This is a genomic window from Acinetobacter sp. NyZ410 (genome assembly GCF_022828975.1).
GTDB lineage: Bacteria > Pseudomonadota > Gammaproteobacteria > Pseudomonadales > Moraxellaceae > Acinetobacter > Acinetobacter guillouiae.
The window spans coordinates 159,475-179,497 of the sequence record NZ_CP094620.1; the positions used below are offsets into that span (position 1 = coordinate 159,475).

Annotated in this window: 24 protein-coding genes; 11 read left to right on the forward strand and 13 right to left on the reverse strand. The window is 37.4% G+C overall.

The window, feature by feature from the left end; genetic code table 11:
• The first annotated feature begins 7 nt into the window (after positions 1 to 7).
• Positions 8 to 706 (forward strand): urea ABC transporter ATP-binding subunit UrtE, encoded by a 699-nt coding sequence (urtE, locus tag MTO68_RS00680; RefSeq protein ID WP_056517139.1) that lies wholly within the window; start codon positions 8 to 10, stop codon positions 704 to 706.
• Positions 707 to 813: 107 nt separating this feature from the next.
• Here urtE and MTO68_RS00685 read toward each other — a convergent pair whose 3' ends face one another.
• The 4 genes from MTO68_RS00685 to MTO68_RS00700 all read right to left on the reverse strand — a co-directional run bounded on the left by MTO68_RS00685 (position 814) and on the right by MTO68_RS00700 (position 3,787).
• Positions 814 to 1,512, reverse strand: a complete 699-nt coding sequence (locus MTO68_RS00685) for a phospholipase D family protein (RefSeq protein ID WP_154129934.1) — start codon at positions 1,510 to 1,512, stop codon at positions 814 to 816.
• Positions 1,513 to 1,599: 87 nt separating this feature from the next.
• On the reverse strand, positions 1,600 to 2,340 hold the full coding sequence (locus MTO68_RS00690; RefSeq protein WP_244014638.1) for a hypothetical protein: 741 nt from the start codon (positions 2,338 to 2,340) through the stop codon (positions 1,600 to 1,602).
• A gap of 106 nt (positions 2,341 to 2,446) precedes the next feature.
• On the reverse strand, positions 2,447 to 2,950 hold the full coding sequence (locus MTO68_RS00695) for a GNAT family N-acetyltransferase (RefSeq protein WP_244014639.1): 504 nt from the start codon (positions 2,948 to 2,950) through the stop codon (positions 2,447 to 2,449).
• Between the two features lie 114 nt (positions 2,951 to 3,064).
• Positions 3,065 to 3,787, reverse strand: coding sequence for an outer membrane protein OmpK (locus tag MTO68_RS00700; RefSeq protein ID WP_244014641.1), 723 nt, complete (start codon positions 3,785 to 3,787; stop codon positions 3,065 to 3,067).
• A 503-nt stretch (positions 3,788 to 4,290) separates the two neighbouring features.
• On the opposite strand from MTO68_RS00700, the gene MTO68_RS00705 reads away from it, so the two are divergent.
• The 4 genes from MTO68_RS00705 (at position 4,291) to MTO68_RS00720 (ending at position 6,991) form a co-directional block, all read left to right on the forward strand.
• Entirely contained in the window at positions 4,291 to 4,644 is a 354-nt protein-coding gene (locus MTO68_RS00705; protein ID WP_004718651.1) for an HPF/RaiA family ribosome-associated protein, read from the forward strand.
• A 195-nt stretch (positions 4,645 to 4,839) separates the two neighbouring features.
• The gene (locus MTO68_RS00710; RefSeq protein WP_244014643.1) at positions 4,840 to 5,382 is read left to right on the forward strand and encodes an ankyrin repeat domain-containing protein; all 543 of its coding nucleotides are present in this window, start codon (positions 4,840 to 4,842) and stop codon (positions 5,380 to 5,382) included.
• A gap of 15 nt (positions 5,383 to 5,397) precedes the next feature.
• On the forward strand, positions 5,398 to 6,165 hold the full coding sequence (locus MTO68_RS00715; RefSeq protein WP_244014645.1) for a transporter: 768 nt from the start codon (positions 5,398 to 5,400) through the stop codon (positions 6,163 to 6,165).
• Between the two features lie 145 nt (positions 6,166 to 6,310).
• Positions 6,311 to 6,991: a glutathione S-transferase family protein gene (locus MTO68_RS00720; RefSeq protein ID WP_244014647.1), complete on the forward strand. Its 681-nt coding sequence runs from the start codon at positions 6,311 to 6,313 to the stop codon at positions 6,989 to 6,991.
• Between the two features lie 15 nt (positions 6,992 to 7,006).
• On the opposite strand, the gene MTO68_RS00725 is transcribed toward MTO68_RS00720, so the two are convergent.
• The 3 genes from MTO68_RS00725 to MTO68_RS00735 form a co-directional block, all read right to left on the reverse strand.
• Positions 7,007 to 8,194: a GGDEF domain-containing protein gene (locus MTO68_RS00725; RefSeq protein WP_244014649.1), complete on the reverse strand. Its 1,188-nt coding sequence runs from the start codon at positions 8,192 to 8,194 to the stop codon at positions 7,007 to 7,009.
• Between the two features lie 184 nt (positions 8,195 to 8,378).
• Complete coding sequence (locus tag MTO68_RS00730) at positions 8,379 to 8,981, reverse strand: GGDEF domain-containing protein (RefSeq protein ID WP_034611229.1); 603 nt, start codon at positions 8,979 to 8,981, stop codon at positions 8,379 to 8,381.
• A 332-nt stretch (positions 8,982 to 9,313) separates the two neighbouring features.
• Positions 9,314 to 10,228, reverse strand: coding sequence for an alpha/beta hydrolase (locus MTO68_RS00735; RefSeq protein WP_004818371.1), 915 nt, complete (start codon positions 10,226 to 10,228; stop codon positions 9,314 to 9,316).
• A 153-nt stretch (positions 10,229 to 10,381) separates the two neighbouring features.
• Between MTO68_RS00735 and MTO68_RS00740 the strand changes: the two genes are divergently transcribed.
• Positions 10,382 to 10,813, forward strand: coding sequence for a DUF2147 domain-containing protein (locus tag MTO68_RS00740; protein ID WP_034611232.1), 432 nt, complete (start codon positions 10,382 to 10,384; stop codon positions 10,811 to 10,813).
• Positions 10,814 to 10,878: 65 nt separating this feature from the next.
• Here MTO68_RS00740 and MTO68_RS00745 read toward each other — a convergent pair whose 3' ends face one another.
• Both MTO68_RS00745 and MTO68_RS00750 read right to left on the reverse strand, forming a co-directional pair.
• Complete coding sequence (locus MTO68_RS00745; RefSeq protein ID WP_004718643.1) at positions 10,879 to 11,235, reverse strand: Spx/MgsR family RNA polymerase-binding regulatory protein; 357 nt, start codon at positions 11,233 to 11,235, stop codon at positions 10,879 to 10,881.
• 514 nt (positions 11,236 to 11,749) lie between these two features.
• The gene (locus tag MTO68_RS00750; protein ID WP_244014651.1) at positions 11,750 to 12,568 is read right to left on the reverse strand and encodes an exodeoxyribonuclease III; all 819 of its coding nucleotides are present in this window, start codon (positions 12,566 to 12,568) and stop codon (positions 11,750 to 11,752) included.
• Positions 12,569 to 12,608: 40 nt separating this feature from the next.
• On the opposite strand from MTO68_RS00750, the gene pyrE reads away from it, so the two are divergent.
• Positions 12,609 to 13,259, forward strand: a complete 651-nt coding sequence (gene pyrE / locus MTO68_RS00755) for an orotate phosphoribosyltransferase (RefSeq protein WP_004718641.1) — start codon at positions 12,609 to 12,611, stop codon at positions 13,257 to 13,259.
• Positions 13,260 to 13,334: 75 nt separating this feature from the next.
• Positions 13,335 to 13,868: a hypothetical protein gene (locus MTO68_RS00760; protein ID WP_004718640.1), complete on the forward strand. Its 534-nt coding sequence runs from the start codon at positions 13,335 to 13,337 to the stop codon at positions 13,866 to 13,868.
• Positions 13,869 to 13,870: 2 nt separating this feature from the next.
• Here the strand turns inward: MTO68_RS00760 and MTO68_RS00765 are convergent, their stop codons facing one another.
• The 4 genes from MTO68_RS00765 to MTO68_RS00780 form a co-directional block, all read right to left on the reverse strand.
• Positions 13,871 to 14,581, reverse strand: a complete 711-nt coding sequence (locus tag MTO68_RS00765) for a VanW family protein (RefSeq protein ID WP_244014653.1) — start codon at positions 14,579 to 14,581, stop codon at positions 13,871 to 13,873.
• Positions 14,582 to 14,597: 16 nt separating this feature from the next.
• Complete coding sequence (locus tag MTO68_RS00770) at positions 14,598 to 15,302, reverse strand: class I SAM-dependent methyltransferase (protein ID WP_244014655.1); 705 nt, start codon at positions 15,300 to 15,302, stop codon at positions 14,598 to 14,600.
• 66 nt (positions 15,303 to 15,368) lie between these two features.
• Positions 15,369 to 15,779 carry a hypothetical protein gene (locus MTO68_RS00775; protein WP_244014656.1) on the reverse strand — a complete coding sequence of 137 codons (411 nt, stop codon included), beginning with the start codon at positions 15,777 to 15,779 and terminating at the stop codon, positions 15,369 to 15,371.
• 83 nt (positions 15,780 to 15,862) lie between these two features.
• Positions 15,863 to 16,057 (reverse strand): DUF3565 domain-containing protein, encoded by a 195-nt coding sequence (locus MTO68_RS00780; RefSeq protein WP_034611335.1) that lies wholly within the window; start codon positions 16,055 to 16,057, stop codon positions 15,863 to 15,865.
• Positions 16,058 to 16,167: 110 nt separating this feature from the next.
• Here MTO68_RS00780 and gshB point away from each other — a divergent pair, with 110 nt between their 5' ends.
• The 3 genes from gshB to murC all read left to right on the forward strand — a co-directional run bounded on the left by gshB (position 16,168) and on the right by murC (position 19,979).
• Positions 16,168 to 17,112, forward strand: a complete 945-nt coding sequence (gshB, locus tag MTO68_RS00785; protein ID WP_004818384.1) for a glutathione synthase — start codon at positions 16,168 to 16,170, stop codon at positions 17,110 to 17,112.
• 307 nt (positions 17,113 to 17,419) lie between these two features.
• Positions 17,420 to 18,517, forward strand: coding sequence for an undecaprenyldiphospho-muramoylpentapeptide beta-N-acetylglucosaminyltransferase (murG, locus tag MTO68_RS00790; protein WP_034611255.1), 1,098 nt, complete (start codon positions 17,420 to 17,422; stop codon positions 18,515 to 18,517).
• A gap of 13 nt (positions 18,518 to 18,530) precedes the next feature.
• The gene (gene murC, locus MTO68_RS00795) at positions 18,531 to 19,979 is read left to right on the forward strand and encodes a UDP-N-acetylmuramate--L-alanine ligase (RefSeq protein ID WP_004818388.1); all 1,449 of its coding nucleotides are present in this window, start codon (positions 18,531 to 18,533) and stop codon (positions 19,977 to 19,979) included.
• Positions 19,980 to 20,023: the final 44 nt, after the last annotated feature.

Below are 20,023 nucleotides of genomic sequence, written 5' to 3' on the forward strand. Positions count from 1 at the left end.
GAGCAACATGCTAGAAATAAAAGACGTCAATCAATTTTATGGGGGCAGTCACATTCTCCGTGATGTGACTTTAACTGCGCCGATTGGAGAGTGTTCCGTAGTTTTAGGACGGAATGGTGTGGGTAAAACCACCTTATTAAAATGTTTGATGGGAATTTTACCGATTAAGTCTGGGCAAATCTTATTGGATGGCAAAGACATTGCTAAAATGAGCCCTGAACAGCGTGTACGCGCGGGTTTGGCCTATGTTCCTCAAGGGCGTGATATTTTCTCAACCCTGACTGTAGAGGAAAATATTTTGATCGGTATGGCAAAGTTTTCAGGTGCAAAAACCCGTAAAGTCCCCGAGCATTTATATGAAATTTTTCCTGTCTTAGATGAAATGAAACATCGCCGTGGCGGTGATTTATCGGGTGGGCAGCAACAGCAATTAGCCATTGCACGTGCTTTAGCCTCCGAACCGAAAGTTTTGATTTTAGATGAACCGACCGAAGGAATTCAGCCTTCGATTATCAAAGATATTGGTCGAGTGATTCGCAAATTGGCTGATGGTGGCGAAATGGCGATTGTATTGGTCGAGCAATTTTATGATTTTGCTGAGGAATTGGCAGATAACTATACCGTCATGGCACGTGGACAAGTGGTGGCTCAAGGCATCGGTGAAGAAATGCCTGAAAAGGGGATTCGTGATTTAGTGGCGATTTGATGGTTAATGAGGAATGAAGCTCTCAACTCATAAAATGAATAGTGAGAACTTCATTCTTTTCAAGCCTTGTATTCGATTAAGCTTAAACGAATACACATGAAAATAGTCTAGATTTCTGTATTTTCATTCCACAGAAAATAACCACCATATTGGCTTGACCTGAATTCTCCACCCACAGTTTTACCTTGTTCAGTCAAATAATGTTTACCGCCATCGTTTAAAGTTAAAAAACCTTTTGCTACAAGTTTATCTAATAATTCAGGCGTTTTAAGCTTATGTTTAGCAGCAAGTTTTGAGGAAGTTAATTTACTCGAATTCTCTAATAGCTCTTTTGAATTATCTTCTACTTCTTCTGTTTTGACTTCATCAAGAGAAATTCGAACCTCATCGCTAATACGAATGATACGTTGAGCTTCTTCATAGGCATCTTTATATACGTCAGTATCATCTTCTTTATTGATTAAGATCCCCATTTCATTATTATTTACTTGGCTAAATTCATATAAATTTAAGCTGGAAATAATGCAACTTGTTTCATTTAAATAACATTTAGCATGAAGATTTTTGCAGAAACTTACTCGAACATAATCTAATTTTTGCATCCATTTAATTTCATCAGGATGTAAATCGCTTTTCCCATAAATGATCCGAATATCAATTTTTAAACGATTTTTATCCTCTAATAATTCTTTGATACGGTCATTAAGCCGAAGATAAGGGCTAATTAAAATCAGTCTTTCTTTTGCATTTTTTATCAATTCTTCTAAGAAAAAATTTGTACCGCTCGTATTTAGAAATTTTGCCATTTTTCACCCAATTATTATGTATTAAGTAAAGGATATTAAAGCATATAATACAACAAACTAAACTATTTCGAATTCCGAATCAAAATTTTATTGAGGCTCAACTTTCTGATAAGAGCCTGTTGATGAAACATTCATCCCAAAACCACAATCGGCTTGTTCATTTAATTCTTCTACTTCAATAAAATTGCCTAAAGAGGCGTTATAAGTGAAATCGATGTCAATTTGACAATTTTCAAAACGATAGCTTGCTTTCTTGGCATGAAGAGGCATTTCTGTTTCAAACTCGCCAATATTTGGACCATAAATTAGGCTTCGAGCACCCATCCATAGACCAGTGAATTGAATGAGATATTTCTGATCACGTTTTTTAACGGTGATATTGTTCCATTCGCCAAAACCTGCATAACTGGCATATTCTCCTGTTAAGTCATTGTTTGGTTTTGGTATTACTAACTTTTTTAAATTAAATTGACTGGTTTTTGTGGGTTTAATTTGAAACCACGCTCTTGCCCATAAGGGTTGATTGAGTTTGCTATACGTTAAACCCACATTATTATTGGCAATGTCGATGTCATTATCTGAAACCCGAATGCCAGTGTCTTCTTCACCCACAGACTGACAAAAAGCACTCCAAGATGCTTGTCTTTGAAACTGATCAAGCGCTTTTTTATAGTTTCTCTGGTCGTAAAATTTTTGTCCCAATTTACGATATTGACTGAGTTTGGCACAACCCTGTTTTATATTTTGTTCATCGTAGTCAGCAGCATGGCTTGCTGTATTAAGTATCAATGCAAATGGTGCCAATAGACTGATTATCATTTTATTCATCGATATTCGCTCTGAAGTTCAGCAATATTGTTTATGGTTATACAACAGATTTTAAAAAAGCGACAAAAAATTTTTACGATGGATGCTGTATAAATACTGCTCTATTTTAATCAAAATTTAATTGCATCAACACCAAATCACGCCACTTCCCAAATTTTTGTCCGACTTGTGGCATATAACCTGTTTGTTTAAATCCGAGTTGTTGGTGGAGATAAATCGAACCAGTATTTTCGTGGTCAATTGCAGCAACCATAACGTGGATATTGTGCTGTTGAGCATGTTCAATCAATTTCAGCATTAAGCGTTTGCCGAGCCCTTGTCGAGTAAATTCTGGGTCGATATAAACAGAGTGCTCAACTGTATATAGATAACCGTTGATTGCTCTAAAGCTTGAATAATCAGCATAGCCTGCAATGGCATGAGTCGCTGTTTCTTCAGCAACAAAAAGTGGAAATTGCTGTTGTTGTAATTCTAGAAACCACTGCTGGTAATCTGCGAAAGTCTTTAATTGGCTGTTCCATGTTGCTAAACCTGTTGCAATTTCATGATTATAAATACGCATAATCTCAGTTAGGTCAGAAGCTTGAGCAGGGCGGATCTGAAAATTCATGGATACAGGTCAATGGAAAATTGATAGGGATATTCTAAAAAGAATTATTTTTAAGGGCAATAAAAAAAAGCAAAACCGAAGTTTTGCTTTTTGATCAATGGATTTAGCTCAGTCTTAAAAATGATACTTGATTAAAGCACTGACATTATTTTCATCTTTGCCTGGAACACCATATTTGTTGTGCCATACAGAGTGTTCAACACCAAGATATAGACGCGTATCTGGAGAAATGTGTTTACCCGCATTCCATTTCCATTGTGTCGTCCAGTTCAACTCGCTTGAGTGAGCAACTTGATCTTTTTCTGCAGTTGACCAATCAAGGAAACCATCTACAAGGAATTCTTCAGATGAAATTTTAAATGGAATTCCATAAGTAAATGTCAATTGATAGTCATCTTCTTGGATTTCATTATTGGCACGGTAGAAATTTAATTGCGCATATTGAAAATAAGGAATGGCTAAATCAACACCAACACCGTATAGGTAGTTGTTCATGTCTTTACCACCTTCCCAAGTGGTCGCGATTAATACGTCTTTAATTGGGCCTAATTCAAGTTTTTTCCCAGAAACAGCACCTAAGCTAAGACGTGGAGAAACCTCAAAATAAGTATCCGACTGACCATCACTGTTGGTACGGTCAGCAAAAGCAAAGAAATCACCGTATTTAAGTTTTGCAGCATACTCAAAAGTGATGGTAGATTGTTTCTCATCTGGTGTTAATTCATAGTTTTCACCATAAAGACCAGTAATACTAAAATCTTGCCAAACAGGCGCAGCTTGAGCCAAAGTTGCAGTTGAAGCGATTGCGCAGATAGCCGCAATTTGTGTAAGTTTCATGAATTCTTCCTTTCCCCCAAGAAAAGCGCTTCAAGAATACAGATTCTTAAATAAAAATAAAGCGAAAATTAGATGGAATGAAAATAAATATGTAAACATCAAGAGGTGAAATGTTTTAAAACGTGAGTCGCATATTTAAAGCAAAGATTTAAAATTTATATCCATTAAAAGCTTAAGAATTAAACATAGTTGATGTTTTTAGTTGGAATTAGCCATTAAAAAATCAATTAAATCATTTAATTACAAAGTAACGTAACAAGATGTCATTTTTCATATTCTTTTCATAAAAAAGTTAAAAATCTACTTGCATATTTTCCAATATGGCCTGATATTGAATGTATAAGAACACCTATCTGCAGATCGTTAAAAGTGTTCATCTTTGCAATAGAGGAGTTACGGTTCCAATTTATTGTAGGTGAAAAGCTGTCTTATACAGCAGGCGCAAAGTGTGCCGTAAATATAAGTTTTGCACTCGTTTTTTGATTAGAAAGAGGATGTTTTTTATGAATATAGAAATCCGTACAGATAAAAATATTAGAAATAGTGATCGTTTAATTACTTACGTACGCGATGAGCTAAATCAAGAATTCCAACGTCATAGCGAACGAATTACCCAGTTTTCAGTTCATATCAGTGATGAGAACGGTGACAAAGGTGGGGCGGATGATATCCAGTGTATGATTGAGGTCAAAGCAGCGGGTTTGAAGCCAGTCGTGGTAAAACATCGAGCGAAAAACATTGATCTTTCATTACACGGTGCGATAGATCGCGTAAAGCGTAGCCTAGAGCACGTATTAGAAAAAATTGAAAATCCACGTGGTGGAAAACTAGAACTTGCTGATGCAGATGAAGCATGATCTGATAAAAAGCCCTTCGGGGCTTTTTTATGGTCTTCAATTTTATTGTTCTAAAAGAGTTATGGATTGTCTTCTTTGTCATAAATGAACAATAAATGCCATTTATAAAATAAAAGCGACACGATTAAAATTTTTCAAAGCTATTTTAAAAATATTCGTCATAATGCTGTATAGGAATAGAATAGTGAGATCAACATGTTATCAGCACAACAACAAGTCTTTATACAGGCTTTAGAAGATTTAGACCTTGCTCAAGTCAAACGTTTGCTTGCAGATGGATTCGATCCTAACTTTATGGAGCCTGAAAAAGGGCCAGCTGTTTCAATTTGGTCAGACGGATTGTTTAAATGGTGGGAAAAAATTTGTGATGCTTATGAATCAGGTGATCCTTTAACAGCAGAACAAAAAGCGCAGGATTTACAACCACATTTAGATATCTTGGATGCTCTAATAAATGCCAAAGCAAATTTTTATTTGTGGGATACTGAAGAGTGCTATGGTCCATTGTGGGATGCTGCAAGCGCAGCCTGTGTACCTGCAATTGACAAGCTTTTAGATCATAAGGTTGATCCGAATACCAAAGATGAAGAAGGGAAGACCATTTTATCCTCGATCAGTGATTTGTTCTTTGACTGTGAATTTGATCAAATAGATTGGTCTCAGGCTTTACCTGAAGAGAAAGAATCTTTAGAGTTACTACGTAGTCGCGGTGCGAAAATGTCCAAAGAATTATCGTAAATTTTGAGTCTTGATATGGCAATTTTAAATAGAATCACATTAGCCCTTGCTTCGAGTCTAAGTATAAGCGCAATGGCAGCAGAATTTTCTTTTGATCGTCCTGGAACAGGTTTCGGAACAGGAATCACGCCAGTGGGTCAATTGGCTTGGGAGCAAGGTCTTCCAAGTGCGACCTATACAGAAACTAAAGTAGATGGCGCAAAAGCAAAAACTGTAACCCTCAATGGCGATATGCTGCTCCGTACTGGTTTAACCTCAAGTATGGAATTACAGTTAGGCTGGCAGGGTCCAGCTTGGACACAAACCAAATACAAAGGCATGAAAGAGGATGACTCTGGCTTAGGTGATGTTTCTATTGGGATTAAAAAAGCCATCGACTTAAAAGATGATAAATTATCTATGGCGATTTTGGCTCAAGCCTTGATTGCAACGGGCAATGATGGTTTTAGTGAAGAAGATGATATTTATAGCATCGGCACATCATTAGCTTACCAGTATAACGATTTGGTCAATACTAGAATCACCATGAACTATGCTGTGCAAGATGGGCATTGGTCAGTTACCGCTGTACCAACTGTTGGTTATAAAATTGCAGGTAATCTTTCAGGGTTCTCTGAGTTTGTTTATTCAAAAACAGAAAGCCAAGACTATAAGTATGGTCTAGGCTCTGGTTTGATCTATGCAGTCAATGAACGTACCCAACTTGATGGAAGTGTGGGTGTCGATTTGGAAGGGCGAGACCGTAGTTATAAAGCTGGTTTAGGTGTGGCATTCTTATTCTAATCAATTCAGTCTGATACATCGTCAAGGAGTAGTTGATCTACTCCTTGATTTGTTTTAAAAGCGAGCATTTTTTGAAATGCTTTTAGAACAGTCTTATCTTGTGTATGCTGAGTTCAAAATAAGTAATAAATACAGGAGTATTAGAATGTTCGAACTGTTTATTGGTGATAAAAATTATTCGACGTGGTCGATGCGACCTTGGTTAGTAATTCAGCATTTCAACATTCCATTTACAGAGCATCTTATTCCTTTCGATCACTTTGATGTCGATAGCCAATTTAAACAAAGTATTTTAAAAATAAACCCAACTGGCAAAGTCCCAGCCTTAGTGGACGATGGCTTTTTAATTTGGGATTCTTTGGCGATTTGTGAATATCTGGCAGAAAAGTTTCCTGAAAAACACTTGTGGCCTCAAGATGTAAAACAACGTGCACGTGCAAGATCGATGTCCGCTGAAATGCACAGTAGTTTTATGGCTTTGCGTAGTTGTTGTGATATGAATTTAGATGCTGATTTAAAGCATATCGGTGCACAACTTTGGCAGGAAAATTTAAAACTACAGCACGATGTAAAACGGATTGAACAATTATGGTCGGAGCGACCACATCCTGACAGTTTTTTATGTGCTGATGAATTTACGATTGTCGATGCTTTTTATGCGCCAGTTGTGATGCGTTTCATCGGTTATGGCATTGCCGTATCAGCGAGCAGTCAGCGTTATATCGACAAGATATTAGCGGTCCCTGCTGTACAACAATGGATAGCAGAAGCCCATGCAGGATTTCGATTTGTAGCGTGTGAAGAGCAATATCGTAGCCAAGTTTAATCTAGTGAATACCGCTTAAGCTATTTCATTGATTTGAGTATGATAGAGCTGGACTTGATTGCGCCCGGATTGTTTGGCTCGATATAGCGCTTTGTCTGCGAGATGAATAATTTTACTGATATTGTCATCGTCATTCGAGGTGGCAATACCAAAACTGGCGGTCAGCTGAACATAATGATGATCAAGCGATTCAAGCACTTGGTTTTGAATCGCCAATCGGCAGCGTTCAGCAAGTGCTTGAGCAATGTTTAAAGAAGTTTCAGGCAAGGCAATAATAAATTCTTCACCGCCATAACGAGCCACAATATCTGACTGACGAATGTGAGATGCTAATAATTTGGCAACTTGACACAATGCTTCATCACCAAAATGATGCCCATATAAATCATTGATTTCTTTGAAATGATCAATATCAATCAAGATAATGGCGTAGTGGGTTTGCTTATTTTGGATATCATCAAGCTTTTCATTAAAAAAACGACGATTATATAAATTGGTCAGTGGATCCGTTTCACTGAGTTTTTTAATTAATGATTCTCTATAGCGCCACTGAGACAGCAAAATTTCACATAAAATCAAACATACAATTAAAATAGGGACAATAAAATACAACATCGTTCCTACCCAGAAGGTATTGTCATGCCGATTGTTTTCCAACAGATGTTCATTAAAAATTGGAGCGTACGGAATGATGCGCCAATAGGTACAGAACATCATTGCAATATAGAACAGCAGGGCGGTACTAATTTGCAGATAAATAATTTTTCTATTGAATAAGATTAAACCCACACCAGAAATACACACGAATGCAAAAACAGTGGCTGGACTATAGATACCGACAAGAAAGCCATCAGCAAGCATTAAGATAATAAAAATACTGATGACGATATGGGGGAGGATGGTATTTGCCCATTTTTTATTCTGAAAGAAATAACAAAATGCGATCAGGAAAAAAAGCAGTAGGGTGGAGCCAGCATTGACCATAAGTTGTGAACGAATCAAGGAGATATTGACCCATTGCCAAGTTTCTGGATTGAATAAAATAAAAACTTTCCACGCAATCCATGATAAATGAAGGGCAACAGTCAGGAACAGAATCAAGATACATTTATGTAAACTGCTCCAATTCATAATGATATTTGAATCTAATTGTTGTTTCAGCTTTTGCCAGTAATGATTAAGTCCTATATTCGATACCTTCATTCATAATTATTCCAGGTTTTTTCAGTTTGCTATTCATTAAGTACTGATTAATAATTTTTTAAATTATAGTGATTAAAATTTATTAAAACAAAGAATTGTTATCATTTATTTGTTAATAAAAGAATATTTTATTATTAATATAAAATAAATAGTGGTGTAATTAATTTTTAAATATATAGCTGTTTTAAGATAAAACACCTGTACCCGTATAACAAGCTTTGCGATTGGTTTTCGCAATATATAACGCTTGGTCTGCTTGCTGCAATACCGCATTACTCATGCTGTCATGTTTAGAAACAGATGCACCACAACTTGTTTGAAGTGGAATGACTTTGTTATTGATCTTTAAATCATAATGATTCATTAAAAGTGATAGACGATTTGCGATATGATGAGCTTGATCTTGAGTGACATCACTGAGAATTAAAATAAATTCAGATTCGCTATAACGACCAACAAGATCTGTTTCACGGATATTTTGTAATAACTCTTGGGCGATTGCGGCTAAAGCCTTATGTGCGATTTTTAGAGTGTATTTATTCTTGATTTCACACCAGTTATCCACACTGAGTAAAACGATACCAAAATTTGATTCAGTCTGAGGATGTAACTCTTTTAAATAGGTATTAATTGCAAACTGATTATAAATACCTGTATGTGGGTCGATTTCCAGATTATTACTGAGTTGGTTTTTATGGATTAATTTGGCAATAAAAGAATGTTTCAATACTTGATTGAATAAGGAATGAATTTTACGTCGTTTTTCTGAATAAATTTTATTACGCATAATCTAATCCATCCACACTTGGATTTTTATTGTTGATACTTAGAATGTAGCAACTTATTGGCTTAAACTCAAACTAAAGTTGAAGTAAATACTTGAAGGATATATACATAATTTTAAAAAGTGTGATTAACTTTGTAGTATAGGTTAAGAGTCTATTCGGACTGGGAAAATCCTGTAAAAATAAATCTGACAAGCAATATAGTTCCAATGAATTGTATAATTATTATTCTAGTGAATGCTCATTTTGTTTAAATGGATGATTTTATTTTTAAAGGTGAACAACAGTTTGGCTTTTAAAGCGCTTGTTGTTCACCATTTGGTCAATATTGGGATTAATCTTTATCAATTTTATGAGCGAATTCAGCAATATCTGCTAAAGATTGTTTTGCTTCATCAAACCACGGGCTAAACATTTGGAAATTATGCCACATTCCCGTATATAGCTTGTAATTGACTTGCACGCCTGCAGCTTTGGCTTTTTCTTCGAAACGTTGCGCATCTGACAACAGAATCTCTTTAGAGCCAATTTGAACTAAAGTCGGTGGCAGCCCTGCAAAATCTCCAAATATAGGCGAAAGTGGGGGTAAAGAACGATCCATGTTTTTTGGTACGTAAAAATCAATACCAGATTCAAGCGCTTCGATTGACAGTAAAGCATCATGCTTCTGATTATAGCGTAGAGATTCACCTGTTAAAGTCAGGTCTAAGAAAGGTGACATCAGGATTAAGGCGCTTGGGAGTTGTTGTTTATTTTCTTGTTTGATGCGTAGAGCGAGTGCCAAAGCCAGATTTGCACCACAGGAATCACCAGAAACAATAATATCTTTCGCTTGCACACCTTGATCTAAAAGTTGCTGATAAATATCATAAATCGCATCACCTGCTTCAGGAAATTTGCTTTCAGGTGCGAGCGGATAATCTACATGTAAAACTTGCATTTGCGTACGTGCAGCAACTTCAGATAAAAACGCACGATGGGTTTTGATTGAACCGACAAAAAATGCTCCACCATGAATATGAAAAATCATTTGAGTCGCATGCGCTTGCGGTTTAATTTCTTCTGCTCGAATCCCCGCAATGCGCAAAGAACGGATCTGTACATCTTTACGTTGTGGGAAAACACGCGCAAGTTGTTCTATTCCAAAACGTGCAGTTGCAGGAGGAAGATTGAAACGACTTGGAAATTTGAAGCTAGATTTAAGAATAGATTCTGTAAGATATTGTTTCAGAGCTGAGTTAATCTTCATGTTCCTTCCATATTGTTAAACTTTTGACTTTATTTTTGTTGATTTATCAACATTTGTTACAAGGGTACACTATATAGTCACATTCAAGAATTGCTAAATCGACGTAAATTTTTGATACTATAAAGTGTCAATTAGACTAGGGAAAACAAAACAATGAAAAAAATTGTACTTGCATTAGGCTTATTATCAGCAACAGTTCTTGCAAATGCTGCGGATCCACTCAATGGAACAGTTTGGAAAACAATTGATGACACAACGAAACAGCCCAAAGCAATTGTGAAATTCACTGAACAAAAAAATGGAACATTGACGGCAACGATTCAAAGTATTTTAACGCCAGGTGAAGAAAACTCTTGTACCAAATGTGAAGGTGCTTACCACAATAAATCATTGAAAGGTGTGACGATTGTCAATGGTCTAAAAAATGTTGGTGGTAAAAACTATGACAATGGTACGATTCTAGATCCTAAAAATGGCAAGACCTATAAGCTCAAAGGTGAACTTGCTGGTAACCAGTTAAAGTTACGTGGTTATATGGGTATTTCTGCTTTAGGTCGCAACCAAACTTGGGTGCGTGCAAACTAAGCAGATTGATTCACCACAACAAAAAGCCTGATCTATTGATCAGGCTTTTTGTTGCTCGATGATTTTTATGTTGTAAGTTTTAAAGCTTTAATTTTATCTTCATCAAAACCAATTACATACTGGCCATTTTGATCAATCACAGGGCGCTTAATTAAACTGGTGTGTGTGGTAAGTGCTTGAATCAATGCTTGTTCACTCGACAAAGCCAGTTGTTGTTCTTGTTCACTGAGCTTTTTCCACGTTGTACCTTTTTTATTGAGTACAAGATCTTGCCCAATATGATCGAGCCATTGTTTAACCGTCTCTGCATCTATGCCTTGTTTTTTATAATCATGAAATTCATAACTCAAGCCAAGTTCAGTCAGTAAATCAAAAGCTTTTTTCATGGAGTTACAATTTTTGATTCCATAAATTTTCAACATGTCTTAACCTAATATTCAATTGTTTGATTTGACAGAAAGAGTAGCAAAATTGCCAATATGTACAGTATAAGAATAGATAAAATATTTTAAAAGGCGTGATTGCTGTCATCAGAATTTAACAATTTGCGCTTAATATTTTATTGAAGCGAGCAGTAGACTGGCTGATTGAATGATTTGAATCTAAAAAATAAAAAAATTGAAACTAAAGAAAATTTAAATTAAAAAAAGAGAAAACCCGCATCTAATCATCCTGATTATGCGGGTCTCATTACAACGTCCAATGTCACATCCTTGAAAAATAAATATTCAAAATACTTATTTCCTTTTCTTCCTACGGCGTCCTATCCTTTTGCTGTCATCCTGACAATGTCCCTGTGCCGTGCGTGTATAATGCGCTTGTTGATATGAAGAAAATATAAGATAACACGACAAAATTTGTAAGTTATTGCCTTATAATCAGTGAACACTTGTTCACAAAAATGCTCAATTTTTATTTAAAAATTGAGCTGGCTGTTTAAATTTGATAATCAATAATCACAGGGGCATGGTCGCTATACCATTCATCTTTATAGACCCAAGCATTGACTGTGCGATCTTTCCAGTCAGGTGAGCATGCTTGATAATCAATACGCCAACCGACATTTTTCGCACGCGCTTGTCCACGATTGGACCACCAAGAATACAGTTCTGCTTCTTTACGAACTTCACGAAATGTATCGACATAGCCTAGTTCATCATAAATATGATCTAACCAGGCACGTTCATGCGGTAAGCAACCTGACGATTTTTGGTTACCTGACCAGTTTTTAATATCGATTCGTTTATGCACAATGTTGTAATCACCACATACAATGATTGATTTATCTTCATCACGCCATTGTTTTAAAATTTTTCGATATTCTTCTAAGAAGTGATCTTTACGGGCTTGTGCTTCATCACCTGATGAGCCAGAAGGTAAATACAGCGAGCAGATATGCACAGGTTTGGCTAAACCGACATCAAATTCCGCGCTAATAAAACGACCTTGGCTATCGGCAAGTTCAAAACCCAAACCGTTCTGGATCGATTTAAATGGCAAGCGACTGTAAATCGCTGTACCTGCATAGCCTGATTTTTCCGCAGGGAACAAATGGGTAAACCAACCGTCGGGTTTAAATTTATCGGTCCACTGTTCATGCGTAATACGGCTTTCTTGGATACAGATCACGTCTGCATCTGACTTTTCCATCCATTCAAGTAGGCCTTTAGTGACGGATGAACGTAAGCCATTTACGTTAATTGAGACAACTCTTAAAATTTTTTGATCACTTGGATAGCTACTCTTTGGTATCATGCGCAGTCATAACCTCAATGTATGAATTTTGGAGCACCTCATGTCAACGCCAGCTCAGTTTAACCCGCAAGCTTTTATCGAACTCGCATTATCACGTGGTGTGCTTAAATTTGGTGAGTTTACTTTAAAATCAGGTCGTGTGAGCCCTTATTTTTTTAATGCAGGTTTACTCAACGATGGTGAAGCATTATCGCTTTTAGCTCAAGGTTATGCAGATAAATTAACACAATGTAACAACGTTGAAGTGATCTTTGGACCTGCATACAAAGGAATTCCTTTTGTTGCCGCAACAGCTGTGGCTTTGTCACAAGTACATGGTGTAAGTGTGCCTTGGGGCTTTAACCGTAAAGAAGCCAAAGATCATGGTGAAGGCGGTGTATTGGTCGGTGCTTCAGTAGAAGGCAAAAAAGTCTGGATTATTGATGATGTGATTACAGCGGGTACCGCAATTCGTGAAGTTGTCACAATTCTTAAAAATGCAGGTGCCACAATTGCAGGCGTATTGGTTGCGCTAGATCGTCAAGAAAAAGGGCAAGGTCAATTGTCTGCCATCCAAGAAGTTCAACAAGAACTTGAGATTCCGGTGCATGCTTTAATTAGCATGAAAGACTTAATGGATTATCTTGATGCCAAAGGTGAGCAAGATGCTTTAGCAAAAATGGAAGCTTACCGTGTGAAATATGGTATATAAGTTAAAAAAAAGGATAAGATAAGGAGCATAAGCTCCTTATTTTTATGGACTATAAAGGATTAGGTGCCATTTTTAATGTTCATTCTATTGATAATCGTCGTGGTTGCTGTACTTGGCATTATGTTGGTCAAACATATCGACCAACGACGTTGGCAACGTTACCAATTTGAGCGGGATATGTTTTTTCGGCAATATCCATTTCAATGGAAAGGTTTAGAACAGTTTGAGCTGGTTTTAAATATCAACGTGCACGCCCAGAAAAAATTAATCAATGAATTGATGTTAAGAGCATCTGAGAACAGTTATATCAAGAAATCACGTATTCAACGTGAACCTGAATGTTCGAGACAACAATACTCGATTAAAGTCATGATTCAAGATTTAACCATTGGGCACTTAGAAAAGAAATATGCAGACTTATTGGGAGAAAGTTTAGATCAAACCGATTTTGAAATTGGTCGTCCAATAGAGCTGGATGCTGAAATCATTGTGTTTGAAAAAGATGATATTGAGTTGGGTTGTCGTGTCAAACTGGCCTTACCGCGTGATCCACGGACTGCTCATCAATACCTGATAGAAAATAGCCAACAACAATTTCAAGAAAAATAAGCTTAATCAGCAGGTGAATTGAGCAAGTAGATACTTTGCTCAATCTGTTTTTGGTCTTGCAAGGTGCGGACAATTCGATGGGTTTTAGAATCTTCAACAATAAATTTGAGTGTATATTCCTTTAAATGCTGTTGAGCGACCAACGTGGCGACCAGTTGGTCATGCTGTCTAAAAATTTGAATTTGTAGTGCCTGATCTAAACAATTTTGAAACTGTAAGTCCTTATAGCCATACACCACAGTTGCATCACTGCCTAAGGGGGTAAAGCGTTCATGTTCTTGGTAAATATCAATCGAATGTGAATGTCGTTCTATGATGGTTAAACCCGCTTTTAACGCATTGATATAGAGCAAACAAGAAATTTGACAGATCCCACCACCCAGATCTTCTGAAATTTTTCTATTGACCAGATTACGTCCTGTTTTATAGCCATTGTTTAACGTCGGGGCTGTTACCAAATGCCAAAATGAAAAGATTTGATTTGGCTCAATGACCAAACTGTTTATGCTCTGAATTGCAAGATCAATGTTATGGGTTTTATTTTCAAAATAATGATTTATCTTGATGCTTTGTTGGGTTGAAATTTGCTGGTCTGCTTGCCACAGTGCTTGATGTTTTAAGGCAAACTGTAGCTTCGAGAAAAGGTGTTCACGACAATACCTGCGTAATAACTGATAAAGCAGTTTCCATGATTTGGGTAAATATTGCCGCATATTCCACCTGCTTATTCTAATTGTTTACTGACGGTTGTTTTTCTAAAACGACAACCAAGTATGATGCATATTCTTTTAAAAATGAACGGCACATCAAGCTGTCTAGGCTTCTAAACAGTGGGCGTAAAATCGTTGGAATACGATGGATAGGGAAAAATAAAAAGCCCTGACTTTCAACCAGCTTCCATTGAGTGCCAAGCAGCTTTGCAATCTCTGCCAATGTCATTTGATGAGCAGCATGCCAGCTTTGTTGTTGATGCTTTACAGCTTGTCGACGTTTGGCGGAGGGGAAATCAAAAATAAGCTTGCCATTGGGTTTTAATTTTTGCTGCGCCTCATTTAGAAATTGTTCTGTGGTTGCATGGTCTTGATGCATGATCACATGAAAGCTATAAATGACATCGAGCTGATGATTTTCGATTGGAATTTCAGTCAGAGAGCCTTCAAGCAAAATTTTATGTGGATATTTTTCTCTAGCGACTTTCAGCATTTCAGGGCTGAAATCTACACCGTAATCGGCATAATCGAGTAAACGACCTGTACCACAACCGATATCCATACAATGTGTAGGTGCTGTTTTACTGAGAATACGCTTGAGAAAAGCACGCTCTTGTTGGTCTAAATATTGCCCATAACTGTTATTAAAACGGTTGTTATCGTAGTCGTGCGCAAGTTTGTTATAGTAATTTTTAATCTCTGATGAGTCGTTTTGATCTAGCATAGTGATCACGCATTAATTATCTGTTTTGCCATTGATGTGCTTGTACTTACTGGGCTGATGTTAGATCTATGCGGTAGGGCATAAATTTTTTATACCTTCTACTTTTTGATAGGTATAGGTTAAGGCATAATTTTCAAGAAAGGTCTGTTCTAATACCAACTGATCTTTTTTTAATGATTTGATGACGAGCGTTTGGTTTGCTGCTTCATCTGGGTAAAGCAAATAGAGGCTGTTATTTTTAATTTTGTATTTTGAAACCTCAGGTGGTTCTGGCGAGCTGACGGTTTTATTTTTAAAGTCACACTCAAAAGGATATAAGGTAGCGGTGTCTTTGCCATCTAAATAAGCGACATTGGCAATTCCATTGTTCAAAGGCAACATCGCCCAATAACCTTGTAATAAATCATTTTTTTGCGCAAATGTATTTGATGTAATAAATAAAATAGAACACGCAATATAAATATTTTTTTTCAACATGTTATATATCCCACTATTGTTTTATTCGTCGAAAATATTGATTTAGAGTCAATCCTACTCCGAATATTATTTTATTTGAAGGCTTATTTCTGGGTTATTTCACAAGCCTTACACTCTAACAGCATGCCTATTTTTTCCTGACGTCCTTGTTCTGTCAATACCCACGGACGATTCTGCCAAGGCGGAAGATGACGCACATGTTGTTGATGCCCACAGGCAAGTTCAGCAACATAATGTTGCTCCTCATCCAAATGAAATCCCACAATGGCTTGTTGCATTTCGATCATCATATTCACAATAATTGCTAAGAGTTTAGCGAAATTTCGGAAAAGTACACCAGATTCTCCGCTATACTGCATTCAATCCAAAATTTTATAAGAGCATCAATATGCGCGTACTTGTTGTGATGGATCCCATCGAAAGTGTAAACCTGAAAAAAGACTCAACAATGGCAATGTTATGGGCGGCTGCACGTCGAGGGCATGAGTTAGGCTATGCATTACAACAAGATTTATATATTGACCAAGGCAAAGCCTTTGGTTTGATTTCACCGCTTCAGGTTTTTGAAGATTACGATCACTACTATGAGTTAGGTGAAAAAGCCAAAGAGTCGCTTGCAACGTATGATGTGGTGTTGATGCGTAAAGATCCGCCTTTTGACATGAACTTTGTTTATACCACTTATATTTTGGAACAGGCAGAGCGTGAAGGGGCGTGGATTATTAACAAACCACAAAGTTTGCGTGACTGTAATGAAAAATTGTTTGCGACCCAATTTCCAGATCTACAAGTACCCACTTTAGTGACTTCGCAACAAAGTTTGATTCGTGAATTTTTAAAAGAACATGGTGACGTTATTGTTAAGCCACTGGATGGTATGGGTGGAATGGGGATCTTCCGCTTATATCAAGATGGGGTCAATATTGGTTCAACCATTGAAATTTTAACTGAAAATGGCACACAACCGATTATGGCACAACGTTATATCCCTGAAATTGTGGATGGTGATAAACGTATTTTGATGATTAATGGTGAACCTGTACCTTATTGCTTGGCTCGTATTCCTCAAAATGGTGAGGTGCGTGGGAATTTGGCAGCAGGCGGTTTAGGTGAAGCTCGTCCATTGACTGAAAATGACAAAGCCATCGCAGCCAAAGTTGGGCCATTCTTAAAAGCCAAAGGCTTGGTTTTTGTCGGATTAGATGTGATTGGAAATTATGTCACTGAAATCAATGTCACTAGTCCAACCTGTATTCGTGAAATTGATGATCAATTTGGTACTTCAATTGCAGATGATTTGTTTAATGTACTAGAAGCCGGCCAGTCAGTTTAATTTAAGCTCTGGGATACTGCATTCTAAATCTCAACTAAAAAATAGAGTCGTTCGCGGCTCTATTTTTTTGCTGTCGATTGGCTATAAAAATGATAAATCATCGAGAAATATAAAAAAATAACGTTTAATTCCACTTTTTTTAACGGATTAATGATAAAAGTAGTTTAAACTTTCAAATCAGTAGAAAAAAACAATGAAAGGCTTGGTGAAAAAAAGTAAATAAACTTTTCCCCATAGCGGATTGTGATTACAATTGGTTGTTTAAGATATTCGTTAAATATTTATTTTTGCATTGAAGAATTAGACCGTGACCGAACCCCAGCAAAGCACACCGAAACACATCATGATGATGGCGGCAGGTACAGGTGGACATGTATTCCCTGCACTGGCAGTTGCAAAAGAATTGCAACAACAAGGCAGCCAAGTGTCTTGGTTGGCGACTCCGACAGGTATGGAAAATCGACTTTTAAAACAACATGATATTCCAATCTATCACATTGACATTCAAGGTGTACGTGGCAACGGTATTGTACGTAAATTGGCTGCACCGTTTAAAATTTTAAAAGCAACCTTGAGCGCAATGCGCTATATGAAACAGCTCAATGTCGATGCAGTGGCTGGTTTTGGCGGTTATGTTGCGGGGCCGGGTGGTTTGGCTGCACGTCTGTTGGGTATTCCTGTGATTATTCACGAACAAAATGCAGTGGCAGGCTTTACCAATACCCAGCTTTCAAGAATTGCTAAAAAAGTCTGCGAAGCATTTCCAGATACTTTTCCGAAAAGTGAAAAAATTGTGACGACAGGTAATCCTGTACGGTCAGAAATTACCGCAATTTATAATCCTTCTTTTCGTTATAAAGAACGCGAAAATGCGGCTGAACCCTTACATATTTTAATTGTTGGTGGTTCTTTGGGTGCACAAGCCTTGAATGAATGTGTACCTCAAGCCTTAAAACAATTTGATGTTCCATTAAAAGTATTTCATCAGTGTGGGCAAAATAAGCAAGAGACCACACAGGCTTTATATGCGGATGCGCCTGCAAATATACAGGTTGAGGTTCAGCAATTTATTGAAGATATGGCACTGGCCTATAGCAACGCAGATTTAATTATTTGTCGTGCAGGTGCACTAACAGTCACTGAAGTGGCGACTGCTGGTGTGGCGGCTGTATTTGTGCCATTACCAAGTGCGGTGGATGATCACCAAACTGCCAATGCACGATTTTTGGAGAAAACAGGTGCGGCGAAAATCTGTCCGCAACAGAGCATGACTCCAGATTCGTTAAAGGATTTACTAACACCGTTGATGAACCGCCAATTATTGATGGAAATGGCGGTAAAAGCTCGTCAACAAGCTCAACCAGATGCAACACAACGTGTGGTTGGTTTAATTCAAGATTTGTAAGTTAGAGTTGATTATGTCTCCAACAAGCCCTGCTGATAAAGCAAAAAACCTAATTAAAATTCCAGAGATGCGCCGTATTAAACATATCCATTTTGTGGGTATCGGTGGTGCTGGGATGTGTGGTATTGCAGAAGTATTGAAAAACCAAGGCTATAAGGTTTCTGGTTCTGACATTAAGGCATCAAAAACAACAGTTCAACTTGAAGAAAACGGTATTAAAGTTTTTATTGGACATACGGCAGACAATATCAAAGGTGCAAATGTACTGGTTGTTTCTACTGCAATTGATCCTGAAAATTTAGAAGTAAAAGCAGCAATTGAAAATCGTATACCCGTAGTGCGCCGTGCAGAAATGTTGGGTGAATTGATGCGTTATCGTCATGGTATCGCGGTTGCAGGAACCCATGGTAAAACCACCACAACCAGTTTAGTGACCTGCATGTTGGCAGAAGAAAACATGGATCCAACTTATGTGATCGGTGGTCTGTTAAACCGTACCGGTGTTAATGCTGCGTTGGGTGCTAGTCGTTTCATTGTCGCAGAAGCAGACGAATCAGATGCATCATTTTTACATCTAGAACCTATGGCGGCCATTGTTACCAATATTGATGCAGATCATATGGATACCTATGGCGGTAGTTTTGATGTACTTAAAGACACCTTTATCAAATTCTTACAGAAAATGCCGTTCTATGGCTTGGCTGTAGTGTGTGGTGATGATGCCAATATTCGTGAAATCATGCCACGTATTGGTCGTCCAGTATTGACCTATGGTTTTAATGAAGACAATGACATTCGAGCAATTGATGTTGAACAAGTCGGTATGCAGTCAAGCTTTACTGTATTACGTAAAGGTCGTGAGCCATTACGTTTAACCATTAATCTTCCAGGTTTACATAATATTCTAAACGCACTGGCTGCGATTGGTATTGCAACGGATGAAGGTGTGTCTGATGCTGCGATTGCACGTGCCTTAGAAAGCTTTAGTGGTGTAGGTCGTCGTTTCCAAGTTCAAGGTGAGTTTGAATTGGATGAAGGTACTGTAAAACTTGTAGATGATTATGGGCATCACCCGAAAGAAGTTGAAGCGACCATTAAAGCTGCACGTGCCAGCCATCCAGATCGTCGTTTGGTGATGATGTTTCAGCCACATCGTTATAGTCGTACTCGTGACTGTTTTGATGATTTTGTAGATGTGTTGTCACAAGTCGATCAATTGTTGTTGTTAGAAGTATATCCTGCAGGTGAGAAACCGATTGTTGGTGCAGATAGTCGTTCATTAGCTCGGAGTATTCGCCTGCGTGGTGAAGTTGAGCCGATCTTGATTGACCCAGTGGAAGGCAATTTGCAGAACGCGATACAAAAAGTGTTACAAGCGAATGACTTGTTATTAACACAAGGTGCGGGTAACGTGGGAGCAATTTCTGTAGAATTGGCTCAAAACCAACTGTATTTAAAATAATTGATTTGGCTTTGTTTAAATTTGGATTTGAATAAAGCCTCGAA

Coding starts and splice junctions, on each gene's coding strand:
- MTO68_RS00760 (WP_004718640.1), top strand. CDS start 13,335: ATGTTCATTCTATTGATAATCGTCGTGGTTGCTGTACTTGGCATTATG.
- MTO68_RS00735 (WP_004818371.1), bottom strand. CDS start 10,228: ATGAAGATTAACTCAGCTCTGAAACAATATCTTACAGAATCTATTCTT.
- MTO68_RS00690 (WP_244014638.1), bottom strand. CDS start 2,340: ATGAATAAAATGATAATCAGTCTATTGGCACCATTTGCATTGATACTT.
- MTO68_RS00730 (WP_034611229.1), bottom strand. CDS start 8,981: ATGCGTAATAAAATTTATTCAGAAAAACGACGTAAAATTCATTCCTTA.
- MTO68_RS00740 (WP_034611232.1), top strand. CDS start 10,382: ATGAAAAAAATTGTACTTGCATTAGGCTTATTATCAGCAACAGTTCTT.
- MTO68_RS00750 (WP_244014651.1), bottom strand. CDS start 12,568: ATGATACCAAAGAGTAGCTATCCAAGTGATCAAAAAATTTTAAGAGTT.
- MTO68_RS00780 (WP_034611335.1), bottom strand. CDS start 16,057: ATGCAACAAGCCATTGTGGGATTTCATTTGGATGAGGAGCAACATTAT.
- MTO68_RS00685 (WP_154129934.1), bottom strand. CDS start 1,512: ATGGCAAAATTTCTAAATACGAGCGGTACAAATTTTTTCTTAGAAGAA.
- MTO68_RS00720 (WP_244014647.1), top strand. CDS start 6,311: ATGTTCGAACTGTTTATTGGTGATAAAAATTATTCGACGTGGTCGATG.
- MTO68_RS00705 (WP_004718651.1), top strand. CDS start 4,291: ATGAATATAGAAATCCGTACAGATAAAAATATTAGAAATAGTGATCGT.
- murC (WP_004818388.1), top strand. CDS start 18,531: ATGTCTCCAACAAGCCCTGCTGATAAAGCAAAAAACCTAATTAAAATT.
- urtE (WP_056517139.1), top strand. CDS start 8: ATGCTAGAAATAAAAGACGTCAATCAATTTTATGGGGGCAGTCACATT.
- pyrE (WP_004718641.1), top strand. CDS start 12,609: ATGTCAACGCCAGCTCAGTTTAACCCGCAAGCTTTTATCGAACTCGCA.
- MTO68_RS00695 (WP_244014639.1), bottom strand. CDS start 2,950: ATGAATTTTCAGATCCGCCCTGCTCAAGCTTCTGACCTAACTGAGATT.
- MTO68_RS00770 (WP_244014655.1), bottom strand. CDS start 15,302: ATGCTAGATCAAAACGACTCATCAGAGATTAAAAATTACTATAACAAA.
- MTO68_RS00765 (WP_244014653.1), bottom strand. CDS start 14,581: ATGCGGCAATATTTACCCAAATCATGGAAACTGCTTTATCAGTTATTA.
- MTO68_RS00775 (WP_244014656.1), bottom strand. CDS start 15,779: ATGTTGAAAAAAAATATTTATATTGCGTGTTCTATTTTATTTATTACA.
- MTO68_RS00710 (WP_244014643.1), top strand. CDS start 4,840: ATGTTATCAGCACAACAACAAGTCTTTATACAGGCTTTAGAAGATTTA.
- MTO68_RS00715 (WP_244014645.1), top strand. CDS start 5,398: ATGGCAATTTTAAATAGAATCACATTAGCCCTTGCTTCGAGTCTAAGT.
- MTO68_RS00745 (WP_004718643.1), bottom strand. CDS start 11,235: ATGTTGAAAATTTATGGAATCAAAAATTGTAACTCCATGAAAAAAGCT.
- gshB (WP_004818384.1), top strand. CDS start 16,168: ATGCGCGTACTTGTTGTGATGGATCCCATCGAAAGTGTAAACCTGAAA.
- MTO68_RS00725 (WP_244014649.1), bottom strand. CDS start 8,194: ATGAAGGTATCGAATATAGGACTTAATCATTACTGGCAAAAGCTGAAA.
- MTO68_RS00700 (WP_244014641.1), bottom strand. CDS start 3,787: ATGAAACTTACACAAATTGCGGCTATCTGCGCAATCGCTTCAACTGCA.